This window comes from Aeromonas sp. R10-2, from assembly GCF_040908445.1.
In the GTDB taxonomy this organism is placed as follows: Bacteria; Pseudomonadota; Gammaproteobacteria; order Enterobacterales; family Aeromonadaceae; genus Aeromonas; species Aeromonas veronii.
Map to the genome: position 1 here is coordinate 34,982 of NZ_JBFODS010000013.1, position 17,771 is coordinate 52,752.

At 57.9% G+C, this 17,771-nt stretch carries 17 protein-coding genes and 1 tRNA gene; 14 read left to right on the plus strand and 4 right to left on the minus strand.

What is annotated here, in order from left to right; all coding sequences use genetic code 11:
- Positions 1–46: 46 nt before the first annotated feature.
- On the plus strand, positions 47–1,033 hold the full coding sequence (locus AB5Y97_RS02040; RefSeq protein WP_201947158.1) for a sodium:calcium antiporter: 987 nt from the start codon (positions 47–49) through the stop codon (positions 1,031–1,033).
- 67 nt (positions 1,034–1,100) lie between these two features.
- On the opposite strand, the gene AB5Y97_RS02045 is transcribed toward AB5Y97_RS02040, so the two are convergent.
- The 3 genes from AB5Y97_RS02045 to pepA all read right to left on the minus strand — a co-directional run bounded on the left by AB5Y97_RS02045 (position 1,101) and on the right by pepA (position 6,156).
- Positions 1,101–3,953 carry a valine--tRNA ligase gene (locus AB5Y97_RS02045; RefSeq protein ID WP_368157203.1) on the minus strand — a complete coding sequence of 951 codons (2,853 nt, stop codon included), beginning with the start codon at positions 3,951–3,953 and terminating at the stop codon, positions 1,101–1,103.
- Positions 3,954–4,017: 64 nt separating this feature from the next.
- Positions 4,018–4,473 carry a DNA polymerase III subunit chi gene (locus AB5Y97_RS02050; RefSeq protein WP_199428331.1) on the minus strand — a complete coding sequence of 152 codons (456 nt, stop codon included), beginning with the start codon at positions 4,471–4,473 and terminating at the stop codon, positions 4,018–4,020.
- A 174-nt stretch (positions 4,474–4,647) separates the two neighbouring features.
- Complete coding sequence (pepA, locus tag AB5Y97_RS02055; RefSeq protein ID WP_005336423.1) at positions 4,648–6,156, minus strand: leucyl aminopeptidase; 1,509 nt, start codon at positions 6,154–6,156, stop codon at positions 4,648–4,650.
- 172 nt (positions 6,157–6,328) lie between these two features.
- On the opposite strand from pepA, the gene lptF reads away from it, so the two are divergent.
- Both lptF and lptG read left to right on the plus strand, forming a co-directional pair.
- Positions 6,329–7,441 carry an LPS export ABC transporter permease LptF gene (lptF, locus tag AB5Y97_RS02060; RefSeq protein WP_043821844.1) on the plus strand — a complete coding sequence of 371 codons (1,113 nt, stop codon included), beginning with the start codon at positions 6,329–6,331 and terminating at the stop codon, positions 7,439–7,441.
- A 25-nt stretch (positions 7,442–7,466) separates the two neighbouring features.
- Positions 7,467–8,537 (plus strand): LPS export ABC transporter permease LptG, encoded by a 1,071-nt coding sequence (lptG, locus tag AB5Y97_RS02065; RefSeq protein WP_005355217.1) that lies wholly within the window; start codon positions 7,467–7,469, stop codon positions 8,535–8,537.
- Positions 8,538–8,611: 74 nt separating this feature from the next.
- On the opposite strand, the gene AB5Y97_RS02070 is transcribed toward lptG, so the two are convergent.
- Positions 8,612–9,145 (minus strand): RDD family protein, encoded by a 534-nt coding sequence (locus AB5Y97_RS02070; RefSeq protein ID WP_021231809.1) that lies wholly within the window; start codon positions 9,143–9,145, stop codon positions 8,612–8,614.
- A 143-nt stretch (positions 9,146–9,288) separates the two neighbouring features.
- On the opposite strand from AB5Y97_RS02070, the gene AB5Y97_RS02075 reads away from it, so the two are divergent.
- The 11 genes from AB5Y97_RS02075 (at position 9,289) to AB5Y97_RS02125 (ending at position 17,747) form a co-directional block, all read left to right on the plus strand.
- Positions 9,289–9,374: transfer RNA gene (locus AB5Y97_RS02075), tRNA-Leu, on the plus strand.
- 262 nt (positions 9,375–9,636) lie between these two features.
- Entirely contained in the window at positions 9,637–10,833 is a 1,197-nt protein-coding gene (locus AB5Y97_RS02080) for a tyrosine-type recombinase/integrase (RefSeq protein WP_368157204.1), read from the plus strand.
- A 12-nt stretch (positions 10,834–10,845) separates the two neighbouring features.
- Positions 10,846–11,262 carry a Mor transcription activator family protein gene (locus AB5Y97_RS02085; protein WP_368157205.1) on the plus strand — a complete coding sequence of 139 codons (417 nt, stop codon included), beginning with the start codon at positions 10,846–10,848 and terminating at the stop codon, positions 11,260–11,262.
- A gap of 61 nt (positions 11,263–11,323) precedes the next feature.
- Complete coding sequence (locus AB5Y97_RS02090; protein ID WP_081844017.1) at positions 11,324–11,539, plus strand: AlpA family transcriptional regulator; 216 nt, start codon at positions 11,324–11,326, stop codon at positions 11,537–11,539.
- 9 nt (positions 11,540–11,548) lie between these two features.
- The gene (locus tag AB5Y97_RS02095) at positions 11,549–12,001 is read left to right on the plus strand and encodes a hypothetical protein (protein WP_043154149.1); all 453 of its coding nucleotides are present in this window, start codon (positions 11,549–11,551) and stop codon (positions 11,999–12,001) included.
- A gap of 342 nt (positions 12,002–12,343) precedes the next feature.
- Entirely contained in the window at positions 12,344–12,511 is a 168-nt protein-coding gene (locus AB5Y97_RS02100) for a hypothetical protein (protein ID WP_160171048.1), read from the plus strand.
- On the plus strand, positions 12,508–12,672 hold the full coding sequence (locus tag AB5Y97_RS02105) for a hypothetical protein (protein ID WP_201955369.1): 165 nt from the start codon (positions 12,508–12,510) through the stop codon (positions 12,670–12,672). The genes AB5Y97_RS02100 and AB5Y97_RS02105 overlap by 4 nt, the downstream gene beginning before the upstream one ends.
- Positions 12,669–12,923, plus strand: coding sequence for a hypothetical protein (locus tag AB5Y97_RS02110; RefSeq protein WP_043154151.1), 255 nt, complete (start codon positions 12,669–12,671; stop codon positions 12,921–12,923). The genes AB5Y97_RS02105 and AB5Y97_RS02110 overlap by 4 nt, the downstream gene beginning before the upstream one ends.
- A complete protein-coding gene (locus tag AB5Y97_RS02115; protein ID WP_201955374.1) occupies positions 12,920–15,373 on the plus strand; it encodes a primase-helicase zinc-binding domain-containing protein in 2,454 nt (817 codons plus the stop codon). Before AB5Y97_RS02110 ends, AB5Y97_RS02115 begins: the two co-directional genes overlap by 4 nt.
- A 938-nt stretch (positions 15,374–16,311) precedes the next feature.
- Positions 16,312–17,238 (plus strand): hypothetical protein, encoded by a 927-nt coding sequence (locus tag AB5Y97_RS02120; protein ID WP_152551734.1) that lies wholly within the window; start codon positions 16,312–16,314, stop codon positions 17,236–17,238.
- Between the two features lie 332 nt (positions 17,239–17,570).
- Positions 17,571–17,747, plus strand: a complete 177-nt coding sequence (locus AB5Y97_RS02125; protein ID WP_160171050.1) for a hypothetical protein — start codon at positions 17,571–17,573, stop codon at positions 17,745–17,747.
- Positions 17,748–17,771: the final 24 nt, after the last annotated feature.

Here is a 17,771-nt window from a genome sequence, read left to right on the forward strand (position 1 = left end):
CCATGTCGGGTCCATCGGCTATTCTGCTCGCCTGGCGGTATCTATTATGTTGATTACCCTGCTGTTATTTCTCGTCTCTGCGGTCACCATCTACCTTGCCTGCGAATACTTCGTCAACGGCATCGAGTGGACCGGCCACCACTTCAAACTCTCCCAAAGCGCCACCGGTTCGCTGCTGGCGGCACTGGGTACGGCGCTACCCGAGTGTATCGTGACCCTGACCGCTCTGCTGATGGGCAACACAACCGCCCAGCAGGAGATCGGCATTGGCGCCGCCCTTGGCGGGCCGTTGGTGTTGGCGACCATCGGCTATGCGGCAGTCGGCCTCACCCTGCTGCTTTGCATGGGGCGTACCGAACGGGCCATCGATGGCGAGGTGCAGCGCGAGATTGGCCGGGATCAGCGCTGGTTTATCGGCATCTTTCTGGTGGCGACCGCGCTGGGGCTGGTCGCCTTCACCGGCAAGAGCTGGCTGGCCCCGCTCTTCCTGCTGGTCTACCTCGTCTATGTAAGGCGCGAGCTGAAACAGAGTGACAGCCACGAAGTCGAATTGCCGGAGCCCCTCAAGCTGGCCCCAGATGCCGGGATCCCGCCCCTTGGCAAGGTGCTGCTGCAGACACTGGCTGCACTGGTGGTGGTGGCGCTGGCGGCCCAGCTGTTTGTCCATCAGCTGGAGAGCGTGGGCGAGCTGTTTGGCCTCTCGCCGGTGCTGGCAGCCCTGTTGCTGAGCCCGGTGGCGACCGAGATGCCGGAGCTGATGAACGTGCTGATCTGGGTGCGGCAGGGCAAGAACCGGCTGGCGCTGGCCAATATCTCCGGGGCCATGATGATCCAGGGCACTATCCCCAAGGCGTTCTGTCTGCTCTTTACCCCCTGGCTGCTGGATGGCGCAATGATGGCCTCCTCGCTGGTGACGCTGCTGGCGGTGGGGTTGCTCTGGTGGGGGTTCAGAAAGGGGGTGATGACCGCCGGGCGGTTGGCGCTGGTCGGTCTGCTCTATCTCGGTTTTTACAGCTGGTTGCTGGTGAGCTGAAGCAGGAAGCGCGGATATGAAAAAGCCCCCTTGGCAGGGGGCTTTGTTGTATCGGTTGAGGCGGTGCTTACAGCGCGGCGATTTCGGCCTGCTGGGCTTCCAGCTTGGTCAGCTGAAGACGGTAATCTTCCAGCTTCTCGCGCTCTTTGGCGATGACCGCTTCCGGCGCCTTGGCGACGAAGGCTTCGTTGCCAAGCTTGCCTTCGATGCGGCCGCACTCGCCCACCAGACGGGCAACCTCTTTGGCCAGACGGGCCAGTTCGGCATCCTTGTCGATGAGACCGGCCATCGGGATCATCAGCTCGGTAGCGCCGATCAGCTTCTTCACTGACAGGGGAGCCACTTCACCTTCGCTAAGTACGCGGATAGACTCCAGACGGGCCAGCGACTTGAGGAAGGCCTCGTTGTCGGCGGCGCGCTGGGCATCCTTGGCATCGCACTGGAGCAGCACGTTCAGGGGCACGCTCGGGGCCACGTTCATCTCGGCACGGATGTTGCGGATGCTGACGATGAACTCCTTCACCCACTCCTGATCCGCCATCGCGGCTTCGTCCACCTTGGCGGCGTCGAACTCCGGGAAAGCCTGAATCATGATGGTGTCGGCGTGTACGCCAGCCAGCGGGGCGACCGATTTCCAGATGGTCTCGGTGATGAACGGGATGATCGGGTGTGCCAGACGCAGCAGGGTTTCCAGCACGGTCACCAGGGTATGGCGGGCAGCGCGCTGCTCGGCCTCGGAACCCTTGGTCAGCACCGGCTTGGTCAGCTCCAGATACCAGTCACAGAACTGGTTCCAGATAAATTCGTACAGCACGCCAGCCGCGATGTCGAAGCGGTAGGTATCGAGGGCGGTACGGAAGTCACGGATGGCCACTTGCAGCTGAGACTGGATCCAGCGATCCGCCAGACTGAACTGCATCTCGCCGCCGTTGAAGCCGCAATCCTGATCTTCGGTGTTCATCAGCACATAGCGGGAGGCGTTCCACAGCTTGTTGCAGAAGTTGTTGTAGCCATCCAGGCGCTTCATGTCCCAGTTGATGTCACGACCGGTAGAGGCCAGCGCAGCCAGAGTGAAGCGCAGGGCGTCGGTGCCGTGGGCATCGATCCCTTCCGGGAACTGCTTGGCAGTACGCTTGGCGATCTTCTCGGCCATCTGCGGCTGCATCATGTTGCCGGTGCGCTTCTCCAGCAGATCTTCCAGCGAGATGCCGTCGATCATGTCGAGGGGGTCCAGCACGTTGCCCTTGGACTTGGACATCTTCTGGCCCTCTTCGTCACGGATCAGGCCTGTGATGTAGACGGTCTTGAACGGGACTTGCGGCTGGCCGTTTTCGTCCTTGATGAAGTGCATGGTCATCATGATCATCCGGGCAATCCAGAAGAAGATGATGTCGAAGCCGCTCATCAGCACGTCGGTCGGGTGGAAGGTCTTGAGTGCCTCGGTGTTGTTCGGCCAGCCCAGGGTGGAGAAGGTCCACAGGGCGGAGCTGAACCAGGTGTCGAGCACGTCTTCGTCCTGACGCAGTACGGTTACGGCCGGGATGCTGTGCTTGGCGCGCACTTCGTCTTCGCTGCGGCCAACGTAGACGTTGCCGGCGTCGTCATACCATGCCGGGATACGGTGACCCCACCACAGTTGACGGGAAACGCACCAGTCCTGAATGTCGCGCATCCAGGAGAAGTACATGTTTTCGTACTGCTTCGGCACGAACTGGATGCGGCGATCTTCCACCGCCTCGATGGCGGTCTTGGCCATCGGAGCCACGCGCACGTACCACTGGTCGGTCAGCATCGGCTCGATGGGCACGCCACCGCGATCGCCGTACGGCTGTTGCAGCACGTGATCCTTGATCTCGTCCAGCAGACCCAGCTCTTCGAGCTTGGCCAGAATCGCCTTGCGGGCGGCGAAGCGCTCCAGACCGGCGAATTCGCTCGGCAGGGCTGCATCGTAGGCGGTGCTCGGGTTGCCGTTGGTGTCGACAACTTCGGCCTCGGCACGCACGTGGGCGTCCAGCGTGAAGATGTTGATCATCGGCAAGCTGTGGCGCTTGCCCACTTCGTTATCGTTGAAGTCGTGGGCAGGGGTGATCTTCACGCAACCTGTGCCCTTCTCCATGTCGGCGTGTTCGTCGGCGACGATGGGGATCAGACGGTTCACCAGCGGCAGCAGGATGTGCTGGCCGATCAGCGCCTTGTAACGCGGGTCTTCCGGGTTCACGGCCACGGCGGTATCGCCCAGCATGGTCTCCGGACGGGTGGTGGCGACGATCAGGTAATCCTTGCCTTCGGCGGTCTTGGCGCCGTTGGCCAGCGGATAGCGCAGGTGCCACATGTGGCCCTTGATCTCGCGGTTTTCCACTTCCAGATCGGAGATGGCGGTGTTGAGTTTCGGATCCCAGTTAACCAGACGCTTGCCGCGGTACATCAGGCCATCTTCGTAAAGACGAACAAACACTTCCTGCACGGCGGCGGAGAGACCCTCATCCATGGTGAAGCGCTCGCGCTCCCAATCCACGGAGTCGCCCAGACGGCGCATCTGGCGGGTGATGGTGCCACCGGACTCTTCCTTCCACTGCCAAATCTTGTCGATGAAGGCATCACGGCCGTAATCGTGGCGAGTCTTGCCCTCTTCTGCGGCGATCTTGCGCTCGACTACCATCTGGGTGGCGATACCGGCGTGGTCGGTACCTGCCTGCCACAGGGTGTTCTTGCCCTGCATGCGGTTGTAGCGGATCAGGGTATCCATCAGGGTTTGCTGGAAGGCGTGACCCATGTGCAGGCTGCCGGTGACGTTCGGCGGCGGGATCATGATGCAGAAGGAGTCTTTGCTGGTGTCGCCGTGGGGCTTGAAGTAACCCTGGGCTTCCCAGTGCTGATAGAGCGCCTGTTCGATGGCGTTGTGATTAAAAGTCTTTTCCATGGTCTCGCCGTAATCTGGATGGATGGAGTCTGGTGTTGATTCTTTATGGATCAATTGGTTGCAGTCAGGGCTGCGCCGGATCCGGTGCGGCAAGGACGGGCTGGTCCCTCATTTCGAGGGTATGGCCTGCCTGGCGATAGTGCTTGTAGCGCTCGCGGGCTTGCTGCTTTTGTGTTTCGTCAGTGGGGACAAAATCTACCACTTGAGCGAAGTGTCCTGCAAACAAAGGTGTCGCAGTGGCCAGATTGATGAGGCGGGCGTAGCGCCGTTTCGGTGGCTGATAGCCGATCTCCACCGGGGCCATGCCGCTTTCGCCTTGCAGCTGGTGCGGCACGAAGCGCTCCGGCGGCAGCTGCCACAACAGCTCGTCGAGGCGCAGGGCCTGCGCTTCATCGTCGCAGAACAGGTAGATATGGCCCGCGCCCCACGACTCGGCCGCAAGAGTGCAGGCCAGTCGCTCGACCGCAGCGGCCTGCGCGTCATCCTGTTCACTCATCAGGTAAAAGGTCACTTGGCTCATCAGGTTGATCCCGTTTTGCGGTGACGGACTGTTGACCGCCTCATGAGGCTGACGGGGCGTTTCCCGTCCGCAGCTCACTGATTCAAGAATGAAACAAGGAAGAGGCGGGCCTCTTCCTTGTGGTTCAGGGTAACGCCAACCCTTCCGATGCAGCCATCGGCAGGGGCCAGAGAGTTACTCTTTCTCTTCGATATCCACGCCAGCCCGGTTCAGCAGGAACTGGGTCAGCAGGGGCACCGGACGACCGGTGGAGCCTTTGTCCTTGCCACTCTTCCAGGCAGTCCCGGCGATATCCAGGTGGGCCCAGTTGTACTTCTTGGTGAAGCGTGACAGGAAGGCGGCTGCGGTGATGGTGCCGGCCGGACGACCACCGATGTTGGCCATGTCGGCGAACGGGCTGTCGATCTGCTCCTGATACTCGTCGAACAACGGCAGACGCCAGGCGCGATCACCCGCCTGCTCGGAGGCGTTGAGCAGCTCGTGGGCCAGCGGGTTGTGGTTGGCCAGCAGACCCGAGGTGTGATGGCCCAGCGCGATGACGCAGGCACCGGTCAGGGTCGCCACGTCGATGACGGTCTCCGGATCGAAGCGGTCCACATAGGTCAGCGCATCACACAGCACCAGACGACCTTCCGCATCGGTGTTGAGCACTTCGATGGTCTGGCCTGACATGGAGGTGAGGATGTCACCCGGACGATAGGCGTTGCCACCCGGCATATTCTCGCAACCTGCCAGCACGCCGATGACGTTGATCGGCAGTTGCAGCTGGGCCAGCGCATGCATGGTACCGAGCACGGAGGCGGCGCCACCCATGTCGTACTTCATCTCGTCCATGCCGTCGGCCGGCTTGATGGAGATGCCGCCGGAGTCGAAGGTCAGTCCCTTGCCGACCAGCACGATGGGCTTGGCATCCGGATGACCCTTGTATTCGATGATGGCCATCATGGCTTCGTTGTCGGAGCCGCGCGCCACCGCCAGATAGGAGTTCATGCCGAGCTCGGCCATCTCCTGTTCGCCCACCACCTTGGTGGTGATGTTGTCGTAGGCATCGGCCAGACGACGGGCCTGAGATGCGAGATAGGCCGGATTGCAGACGTTGGGCGGCATGTTCGCCACGTCGCGGCAGACCCGCACACCCTTGGCCACGGCCAGACCGTGAGCGATGGCTTTTTCACCAATGGTCAGTTCCCGACGCGTCGGCACGTTGAATACCAGCTTGCGCAGCGGGCGACGTGGCTCGGCCTTGTTGGTCTTGAACTGATCGAAGCTGTAGAGGCCCGCCTTGGTGGTTTCTACCGCCTGGCGTACCTTCCAATAGGTATCCCGACCCTTGACGTGCAGCTCGGTGAGGAAGCAGACCGCTTCCATGGAGCCGGTTTCGTTCAGGGTGGTGATGGTCTTGTTGATGATCTGCTTGTACTGGCGTTCGTCGAGTTCCCGCTCCTTGCCGCATCCGACCAGCAGTACGCGCTCGCTGAGCACGCCCGGTACTTGATGCAGCAGCAGCATCTGGCCTGGTTTCCCTTCCAGGTCGCCACGGCGCAGCAGCGAACTGATATAGCCATCGCTGATCTTGTCCAGTTGTTCGGCAACCGGAGAGAGGCGACGAGGCTCAAATACGCCGACTACGACGCAGGCGCTCCGTTGCTTCTCTGGACTGCCACTCTTTACACTGAACTCCATGGAATCTCCTACATCCTAAAGACAAAAGGCACCTTTTATTGAATAATGCGGTGCTTGTTGGGGTATCAGAGGCGGAGCGAACAGCCACAGGCTCCGCAGTTCAAACTGGTAAAAATCCAATATACGGCCCTATTTTTCAGGCATTCGACTAAAAACACAAGTTTACTTGGGAATGACTGTGATCGTTTTCCGATATTTGTTCAGGGAAACCCTGAAAACCCAGCTGGCAGTGTTATTCGTATTGCTGCTTATCTTTGTCAGCCAACAATTTATCAAGATCATCGGCGATGCCGCCGATGGCGAGGTGCCGACACGTCTGGTCTCCACCCTGCTGCTGCTCAACTTGCCCAATATGGCGCTGTTGATGCTGCCTATCAGTCTCTTTTTAGCCATTTTGTTTGCCCATGGTCGCCTCTACGCCGAAAGCGAGATGACGGTGATGCATGCGGTCGGCTTCAGCCACCGTTTTGTGATGCGCAGCGCCATGTTGCTGGCCTTGCTGACGGCGGTGGTTGCGGCGTTCAACACTGGCTGGATCGCCCCGCAGGCCAAGGAGCGCGAGTATCAGGTGATCGACGAGTTCAAGGCGGATCCGGGTATCTCCTTCCTGCAGGCGGGCCGCTTTATGGAGCTCGACAAGGGGCGTCTGGTTGCCTATATCCAGGATTTGAACGACAACGGCTCAAAACTGCAAAAGATCTTCGTGCTGCAGCGGGCGGAGGGGAACAATCCTCCCTCGGTGGTGGTGGCGACCGAAGGGGTGGTGACGGTCGATGAGAACGGCCTGCAGTGGCTGACCCTGATGGATGGCTCCCGCTACGAGGGGAACTTCTCAGGCAAGCAGTTCCAGATCTCCGATTTTCGCGAGTATGGTCTGGTGATCCGCCAGCAGGAGATGGAGCGTTCCAACCGCAAGGCAGCGGCCAAGCCGACCATGGAACTGTTCGGTACCCAGGACAACGCCATGATGGCGGAATTGCAGTGGCGTATCTCGCTGCCCCTCTCCATTCCGGTGCTGACCCTGCTGGTGGTACCGCTGGCGCGGGTCAATCCCCGTCAGGGGCGCTACGCCAAGCTGCTGCCGGCCATCATGCTCTATCTCTCCTACTTCCTGCTGCTCAGCGCCGCCCGTTCGGCCATTGACAGCGGTCGGCTGCCCTACTGGCCGGGGATGTTCCTGGTGCCGCTCGGTTACCTGCTGTTTATCGGCCTGCCCCTCAATCTGCAGGGCACCAGCTGGTGGAACGGGGTGAAAGGGCGCTATTTCAACAGAAAATCAGCATGATGCTGCAACATAGGAACTTCTGCTGATGTTTGGCATTCTCGATAGGTATATCGGTAGGGTCATTTTCATGTCGATCCTGCTGTGTGAAATCACGCTGGTTGGCCTGGCGGGGCTCATCAAGTATGTGGAGCAGCTCAAGTCGGTCGGTGATGGCAACTACGACATGATCAACGCCCTCTACTATGTGCTGCTCTCCATGCCCAAGGAGGCGGTGCTTTTCTTCCCGCTGGCCGCGCTGCTGGGTGGCCTGATTGGTCTGGGTCAGCTGGCGACCAGCTCCGAGCTGGTGGTGATGCAGGCGGCGGGTCGCTCCAAGATCAGTATTGTAATGGCGGCGCTCAAGACGGCGATCCCGCTGATGATCATGGTGGGGTTGATGGGGGAGTATGTGGCCCCCATCGCCAAGCGGATGGCAGATGACATCAAAGCGGGCGCGCTGTCCGAAGGTCGTCTGACGGTTTCCGCCTACGGGGTGTGGGCTCGCGATGGTAACAACTTCGTCAATATTAACGGGGTGCGTAATGATGGCGCCCTCACCGGCATCACCCTCTATCGCTTCACCCCCGAGCGCAAGCTGATCGACGTGGTGCAGGCGCAGGAGGGGGTGTTCGAGCGTCACCACTGGCTACTCAAGCAGACCCAGGTTACCCGCTTCGACGACCCGGCGCAGATCCGCAGCGAACAGCATGACAAGATGGAGTGGAGCTCGGAGCTGACGCCCAAGCAGCTGGGGGTGGTGAGTATCGACCCCGAGAACCTCTCGGTCTCCGGTCTGCTCGACTACATCGGCTATCTCGATGCCAACAAGCAGGATGCCGGTCGCTACAAGCTGGAGATGTGGCGCAAACTGCTGTCACCACTCTCGGTGGTGGCGATGATCCTGCTGGCCTCCTCCTTCATCTTCGGGCCGCTACGCTCGGTGAGCATGGGGGCTCGGATGCTGATGGGGATCATGACCGGCTTTGCCGTCTATGTGAGTGATCGGGTGTTTGGCCCCATCAGTCTGGTCTATGCGGTACCGCCCATTCTGGCGGCTATCGCGCCCAGCCTACTGTTTGGCGGCATCTCCTTCTACATCCTCAGCCGCAAGCAGTAATCCGCACGAGGTTATGAGGAAATGCAAAGAGGGCACCTGTTGGTGCCCTCTTTCGTTGCTGCATTGCTCCGGTATTACTTGTTAAGCAATTCCAGATTTTCCTGCTTGCTCAGCACGATCACTTCGCACTCAGCCCAGATATCCTGAAACGCCCGTGGGCGCTGGCGGTTGAACAGGCACATCAGGTTGCCCAGACCAAAGGCGGCGGTGGCGAGACGGATCAGCGCCTGGGTAACGCGGATGTGGCTGCCATCTTCGTTCTGAATGCGCAGCCGCCAGGCGCGCATGCCGACGGTCTGGCCAGCACGGGTCCAGAACCAGGTGTAGAAACCGCAGATGACGAAGGCGAGCCACAGGGTGTAGATCAGGCTCAGGTGGTGGCGGGTCAGCAACCAGACGGTATCTTCACCCGCCGGTACGCTGGCCATGCCGGTAACCAGCAGCAGCTTGGCGACACCCATGCCGATAAAGCCGGCGATGATCAGCAGCGAAGTCACCACCAGCGCATCATAGATGAGGGCGCCGAGGCGACGCAGCAGACCCGCTGACGGGTATGGCTGAGTGGCGGTAGAAGTGGATTTTTGTTGGACTTTTTTAGGCTTGGCCATCGTTTTTATTCCATTAAGATGATGGCGGCATTCTATGTAACTGGCCCCGCATCGGCAAGGCGTTGAATAAATGAACAAACGGGAGTGTTCAATCGAAAAACACCTTGCATGGCATCGCGCCATTCGTATAATCCCTCGCAGTTGCCCGGGTGGCGAAATCGGTAGACGCAGCGGATTCAAAATCCGCCGGTGAATAACCGTGTCGGTTCGAGTCCGACCCCGGGCACCATATTACAGTTTCATGCCGTATCACGGCAGACCTGAAACCCGCATAGCTTAAGGCTCTGCGGGTTTTTTGTTATTTCCTGTCGTATCATATAGCCTCATGACATACCCCCATTGCCGGGGGTACATCTGGGGGTATCAGTCCAGATGGGGGTAAAAAGTACCCCCTCAGGCCACCAGCCCGCGCCGTTACAGGCCCGCCGAGTGTCCACTTTTTGTCCCCAGCATGCGATAAGTACCCCCAAGCAGAGACGGGAGATACCCCCATGCCGTTATCCGATACCGCAGCCAGGCAAGCCAAGTTCAGCGGCAAGCCTCAGAAGCTTTCCGATGAGAAGGGGCTGTTCCTGCTGGTCAATCAGTCTGGTAAGTACTGGCGGCTCAAGTATCGCCATGGTGGCAAAGAGAAGGCGCTTGCCCTGGGTGTCTATCCCGAGGTGTCACTGAAAGAGGCGAGAGCTAAGCGGGATGATGCCCGCCGCCTGATCGCCGATGGCGTTGATCCCGGCTTGGTGCGCAAGCAAAGCAAGGTTGCTAGTCGGCTGGCCAGCGAAAGCAGTTTCGAAGCATTGGCGCGGGAGTGGCATCAAAGCCAGCTTGCCCGTTGGAGCCAAGGCCACGCCACTCGGGTAATCGAATCCTTGGAGGTTGATGCCTTCCCCGATCTGGGGCTTGTTCCTGTTGCTGAACTGACCGCCCCCATGATGCTGGAGGCTCTGCGGAAAGTTGAGAAGCGCGGGGCAACCGAAACAGCTGGGCGAGTGCTGCAGCGGATCAGTGCCATTATGCGTTACGCCATCCAGACAGGCCGAGCCAGCTACAACCCAGCCCAAGACCTGAAAGGGGCACTCAAAGCCGCCAAGAAAGAACACCGGCCAGCATTACCCCGGACGGAACTGCCAGAGTTCTACCGCCGCCTTGCGGTTGAGCCTCTTAACCCTGCAACTCGCCTTGCCTTCCATCTGCTGATGCTGACCATGACCCGCCCGGGCGAGGTGCGCTTTGCTCGCTGGGATGAGTTCGACCTGGAGCGGGCCGAGTGGCGGATCCCCGCGGAGCGGATGAAGATGCGATCAGAGCATATTGTCCCACTATCCCGGCAGGCGCTGGCCGTACTTGATGAGCTCCACCAAGTCACCGGTCATTGTGAGCTGTTGTTCCCGAGCGAGCGCAACCTGATCAACCCTATGAGTGAGAACACCCTGAGCTATGCCATGGGGCGGATGGGCTATAAAGGGATTGCCTGCCCGCATGGATTCAGGGCGCTGGCCTCTACCACCTTGAATGAGGAAGGCTTTGATCCGGACGTTATCGAGCGCCAGCTGGCCCACGCTGAACGCAATAAGGTGCGGGCTGCCTATCACCGGGCCGAGTACCTGGACGACCGCCGCAAACTACTGCAGTGGCTTGCTGATTTCTATGAATCTCAACAGGGTGGTACCGTACATCTAGTGAATCGTTAGAGAGGCGGTAGCATGACATTTGATTTATCAAGGGCTCCTGACAGTTTTCGTGAAATTGCCGATGTTATCGGCACCGAAAAAACTTTTCAGCTAATCGGGCAGCTACCAAGGTGTAAAACAAAAAAGCAAACCCACGTAATTCTGTACGTGCCAAAAAAAATCAAATCCGATCATGCTCTAGCCAAGATTATTGGTGTTGAACTAGCCACTAAGCTAGTTGAGGCTTTTGGGGGTGAAATTCTCTACCCGCCGCTCTGCCATGATCACTATTTGACGTTCAGGAATAAGGCAGTCATAGACATGGTTAAGAGGGGGTCATCACAAAAGGTCGTGGCCTGGATGTTTGACATGTCAGATCGGCAGGTGCGCAACATCCTCAAAAAAGCCACCAGTGAACGAGATCCGGAAATCCCCCAAGAGGAACTATAACGCCTCTACATGTGACCTTACGAATCAAGCCGAATCACGGCTATTCAATGAGGCTCACAATATGAAATCCACGCAACACCAAATCCCAGCTATCCCTTCAACAGGATTTGTCCGCTCTGCGGCCATGCTTCCTCATCTGGGTTTTTCATCTGCCACGCTTTGGCGAAAGGTAAAAGATGGATCATTCCCTCAACCAGTAAAATTGTCAGAACGGATCACCGCTTGGCGCGCTGAAGAAGTACACGCCTGGATTGGCGCACAAGGCAAAGTTGCGTAGGGGGCGGAGATGAGCAAAAAAGAAAAGGCCGCACCGCAGAACGGCACGACCCCTAGTAAGCAAAGGGATCATAACATCAAGCCAGCCAAAGGCGCTACCAAGCTCGAGCTGGTGGCCCTTCACTTGGTAGAGAATGGTCCCCAAGGTATCAGTTCACTATCAGCTCTTGCTCGTTTGCATGACCTCAACGCTCGCAACTCAATCAGCGATCTGCGTCGCGATCACGGGATCGCCATTAGTGATGAGCTTTTTAGTCATCATCACAGTGGTGATGGAGTAACTCATCTAAAACGGTATTGGGTTGCAGACCGCGACCAAGCTCGGAAGCTGGTGGAACTGATCAACCTGAAACGTAAGCAGCGCGGCGCCGTGTCTATATCACAAGGCCAGGTTGCCAGCTACTTAGCTCGCTTCCCCATTCATTCCCCTGGCATGTCCACCAGCCAGCCAAACGAGGGGTAAGCCATGAACATGAGAACCAATGGGCGCAACGCCCAGGGCGAGGTCTTGCCCAAATTCAACCTGATGGGGTTGCTTGATACAGTGCGACACGGTACGATCTTCCCTGTCGTCACCTTAGACAAGTGGCGGCGTGGCTGGCGGATTAGACACCCGCAAGCTGTGACTAAACCAAGGACAATTAGCACCTCTTCCCCCATTTCCGGCCCCATGCCGGGGATCTATCCAGTTTTGGGGGCATGGGTCGGGAGCCAAAGAAAACGCCCCCACTGTGCCTTCCTTGGTTTGGCACTGTCTTGCGGCTACCCGATCCGCCTTGGTCTATCAAAACCAAGGATTCATCACATGATCTTCACCTTCCTGATCGCCTCGAGCGCCTGCCGACTGGCAGACCTGCGCCGTATCCGCACCATTACCGCCGTTGCTGACACCGAAGCCCAAGCCCGTATCGCTCTGGCTGGCCTGCCTCTGGTATTCATGTCCCGCACTCCGTCTGGGAGGGCCAAGGCATGAGAACGACCAAGCAGAAGAGCCCCGAGTTTTTGGCCGAGCTGGCAGACCTCTCCATGCGCCGTGTGCGCCGCATAGTGGATGGCAAGCCGGTTATGGTGACACTGATCAACCTGCCTGATGAGTACCCCCACAAGCCAACCAATAAGGGGGGCAAGGCATGATCTACTTCGCATGGGCAAACGGTAGTGAACAGCCCACCTTCACCGGCCCTATCAACCCACGCACTGGCAAACGCTCACAAGTTGGTAGCCTGAGCGCATTCAACTGGCGAACAGATAGAGATCGGTTTATTGCCCAGACCAACGGCGCCGCGATAGCTGTGACAGCCAAGCAAGCCCGGGAACTGAAAGCCGGATTGGATGACCGGGCTTTCAAGGAGCTGGTGGTCGTGCTGACAGGGGGTGAACGATGACCTCAACAATCAGGGGGGTCACAGGGCCTCGTTTTGTCTCTGATGTGGTCGCCGCGGCCTGTGGCCACTGGCCCGATCTGCTGGCTGCTGTAGGTATCAACATCCCGCGCCGTGGCAAGCATGGCCCCTGTCCTGTCTGTGGTGGAAAAGACCGCTTTAGGCTGGATGATCAGGCCGGGCGCGGCACCTGGATTTGTAACCAGTGCGGAAGTGGGGACGGGCTGGATCTGGTGTGTCGGGTGACCAGCAAACCACCAAAAGAGGCTGCCGAGTTGATCGCGCCTCTGGTGGGTCTATCAGCAAGCGGGCTTGACCATGCAGAAAGGGATCGCATCAACCAGCGACAGCAAGTAAAGGCCGAGCAGGATCGCAAGGAGAAAGAGCAACAGCGCCAGAAGGCCGCCCGCCGCGCCGCTGCCATCATCCGCGACTGTGAGCAGGGTAACCCCCCTTATCTTGAGCGCAAGGCCCTTGGCTCGCATCTGGGCACAGTGAATCGAACCCTCATCCGCGAGGGGGGCGAGAACTACCCAGCCGGTAGCCTGGTGATCCCGCTGACCAATGAGGTGGGTGAACTGGTGAACGTGCAGATAATCGGCCATGACGGAGGCAAGCGTTATCTTGCTGGTGGCCAGAAGGCTGAGGCATTTCACCGCATCGATGGTGGGGCGCTGGTGGCCGTGGCGGAAGGCTACGCCACAGGGTTATCCGTTCACCTGGCTATCGGGTCAACCGTCTATTGCGCGATGGATGCGGGCAACATGCTGGCCGTGGCCCAGATTGCACGCCGCCAGCACCCAGAAGCCCGGATCCTGCTCTGTGGTGACAATGACGCAGACAAAAAGGGCAACCCCGGCAAGACCAAGGCCGCTCAAGCTGCCGCAGCCATAGGCGGGCTGGTGGCATCCCCTGAGATTTCAGGAGATTGGAACGACTACCACCAAGCCAACGGGCTGACCAAGACACGAGAGGCCATCATGAGCGCCAGCACAGCTCCAACAGTAAACCAAGACGCCAGCCAGAAGGAGCAAGGGGCCGATGTGGTCGCGCTTCACCCAACAGCATCCGCCCCAGACGCAAGAACACCTGAGGTCATGATCGACAAAATGAGCGCCAGCCAACGGGCGGCTCTGCTGGTGGAGCGTTTGGGGGAGGTTGCGATAAATATCGAGGCTGAGCGTGTGTATCGTTATGACGGCAGTTTGTGGGGGCCGTTGTCAGATACCGAACTGCGCCGGGAGATGGCCGCTATTTTCACTGAGCATGGAGCTCCGTTCAGTGACAAGGGGATTGGGGCTGCAGTATCGACCATGAAGTTGATGATCCCGGTAATGGGGCAACCAAGCCAAGATCTGATCGGATTTGCCAATGGGGTCTATGACATGGAGGCTCGGGGGTTCCGTCCTCACTCTCCAGCTGATGGCCTGTTGAACCACAATGGTATTGAGTACGCAGCTCCGCTACCTGGTGAATGTATCGAGCACCACGCGCCCAGCTTCACCAAGTGGTTGAGACACGCGGCAGAGGATGATGCTGCCAAAATGGATCGCATCAAGGCCGCTCTGTTTATGGTGCTGGCCAACCGCTATGACTGGCAGCTATTCCTTGAGGTGACCGGGGAGGGTGGCAGCGGTAAGAGCATCTTTGCACGGATTGCGACCCTGCTTGCTGGTGGCCCGCGCAATACTGGGTCCGGCAATATGGCCTCCCTGGATACTGCCAGAGGGCGAGCCCAGTTCGTAGACAAGCGGCTGATCGCCTTACCGGACCAATCCAAATACATTGGCGATGGCAGCGGCATCAAGGCCATCACTGGCGGGGATATGGTTGAGATCGACGGCAAGTATGAGAAGCAGTACGGCGCGGTCATTAAGGCGGTGGTACTGGTGACCAACAACGAGCCGATGATCATTACCGAGCGCAATGGGGGAGTATCCCGCCGAAGGGTGATTTTTACCTTTAACCGGGTCGTGGGAGAGACCGACAAAGACCCGCTATTGGGAGAGAAGATAGCGGCAGAGCTGCCGGTGGTGATCCGCCACCTACTTACCATATTCACAGATCCGGAACGCGCGCGCCTGCTATTGCTGGAGCAACGCAATTCAGGAGACGCTCTTACCATCAAGCGGGCCACGGATCCTGTGATCGATCTTTGCGGGCTGGTGGCTTTTCTCGATGAGCCCAAGGGCCTGATGATGGGAGGTAATCCGGAGATCAAGCGGGAGCCAAGGCGCTATCTCTATCACCTCTACCTTGCATTCATGGATTATCACGGACTGGGCCGTCCGCTATCCGTTCAGGGATTTACCCGGGCGGTCAAAGCGGCGGCCAAGGAGTACGGCACCCAGTACAGCAGCAGGACGATCAAGGGCAAGGCCCAAACGAACGTTACACCGACCGAGGCGGCAGAACAGTTCATGCCCCAGGCTGCCCATGTTGGGAATGAATGACGCCATCCATAAGTAAATGAGGGCTGCCGAGTGTGGCCCTTATGCTTATCGTCGCCATATACGTAGGACTTTTGCAAATGAACCCTACAAACCCTCCCCGAATCACTGAAAGCCATGCTGTATAAGGGATTTAAAGAGGTAGGGATATTATTTTTTAACCCTACCCAAACCCTACCCTTTTAGCCTTAACCCTACCATTCCCCGAAACAGGGAAACATTCCCCAAAATAGGGAAGGATGGCTTTTTTGGATCAGAGATCGTCACACTGGAAAGTAGTTGGTTCAGTGTTATTGGTAGGGTCTGAAAGTAGGGATTGGGTAGGGTGTAAATTTTAAACCCTCCCTGAGCAAAGCCAGTCGTATCAAGGCTTTCAGCTTGGGTAGGGTTTGTAGGGTATATTTCGGCATAAAAGTTTCCCACACGCTATTCGCTCAAAATGACCGACAAATGATCGCGGGCAAAATACCGCGCAAAACTCGTCAGTCACCCATCCGAACCGGTGTCCGCCAAGGGCTGAAACTCCGCGCTTAATCTGGCCGAAGCGGATACCTTCCTTGGTTGGCTGATTTCTTAGCCGATACCCCACTGCTTGGCGCCTAATTTTGCCTTGGGTCCTTCCCCAATTTTTTACCCTGCAGGGGCATGGACGCCGCGGCATTTGATATCTGCGTGTGCTTTCAAATCGATCACTACGACTATGTTTCCCGAAGATTCGGGCGATTGATGGCTGTGTTGCTGGGGGCGTGCGCTGATTGCCAGTAGGGCGCCGCGAATGGGGTAACTCAGCCAATGGCTGGGTTAATAAGCAGCAGCCAAAGGCCGACCTGCAGAGCGCTTCTGATTACTTCGTACCAGGGGCGGAAATCCCCCAAGAGGAAGCAATCATGCTGCGTGGGGCAAGCTGTTATCCAGTCAGAGCGATTAGGGTGAACAGAGCCATGAACCAACTGCAAACATTACTCAACGATGCCAAAAGCCAACTTGGTGCCAACGTCATTTACAACAAGGATGATTCAGTTCGTCACATAATTCCGAAGGCGCCGGCATCCGTATCTACTTTGCTACTTCGCGATCTTACCTTACCGCCATTCCTGGCCGCGGATGCTGACAACAGTATCTATACCCCGTTGGGTACAGAAGCTGGGAAAAAAACCAAGCTCTCTACCGCAATCATGAAGGCAAGCCGTGTAGCCAAAGCTGGCGCCAAGATCATTGTTGTTGAGCAGTCAGGGGAAGCGATTCCGATAGGTAACGGCGAAGTGGTGATGACTCGCCGTACCAATGGTTTCACTTTGGTTGAACCTGCGAAATTTTCTCAAGTGGATGACGATAAAGAGCTGATCAAATCCCCTCTGCCGGTGTTTCGTTCAGAGGTTGATATGGACACCATGCCGGGATTTGGCTTTCGCGTAGAGCTGAGCCGTGCCGAGCAAAAATCATATGAAGACGGGAAATTGGCTGATATCACCCTTGCCGCTATTGCAATGGGGGTGGCCAGAGTTGCCGATATGGTGCTGCTGAAAGCGATTGAGGCTAAGAATCCCTCGCCGTTTTCTCTGGGTGGGGTTGCCGCTCTTGGTTATGAATTCGGGGAGCTCCGAGCTCTCGTTGGGACTTCCGCTCCCGGTGCCGTTGTTGGCCATGATGGTGTGTTGCGGGCTGCTGGTGTGCTGGCTGAGCTGACGCCTGATATATCGACCACACTGGTCGGCTCCTGGTCTCGTTCCGCTGTGGCTGTTCATGAAGAGATCACTCTGGTAGTTGAGCGCCTTGATGTATCGGGAAAGATGGCCATCACCTGTTGGTGTCATGCCCAAGCGATGCTGCCGAACCCTGCGGCTTTCTGGACCGTTGGGGGAGTATAGAGATGAACAACCGGAAGGGAGGGAGTGTTGACGAGGCTACAGCCCTACCTAGTGAGGTTGTGGCAGCAATCGAGGGCGCAACCTTTCATCAGCGCCCAGATGGCGATGATGGAGCACCTCGTACCGTGGTTCAGCTATGCCACCTCCGAGGGTGGATACACGGTGCTGATGATGCCAAATACTTGGCAAATGCATTCCCGGAGCTGACAGATGCCCAAATTGCCAGAGCCTGCCGCTATTTGGCAACAGTGGTAAGGCGACACATAAATCTGATGCAGACAGGTGGTAATTCACCTCGGAAAAACTGGGTTCATGAATGGTGAGGGTTCGCGATGAGTAATAAGAGTGAGCACAAGCATAACGAGTGGCGCCGTCTCACCGTTTTGCTGACAAATGATCAATTTAAAAAGCTGGAGGAGGCCAGAGCCATCTTTCAGCAAACAACCGGCTTTGAAATAGGCATGAGCCCATTCGCTGCCAAAGCCATGGAAAAAGGCCTGCAGACCTAATGATGTTCTGGGCGCCTCTAGTTG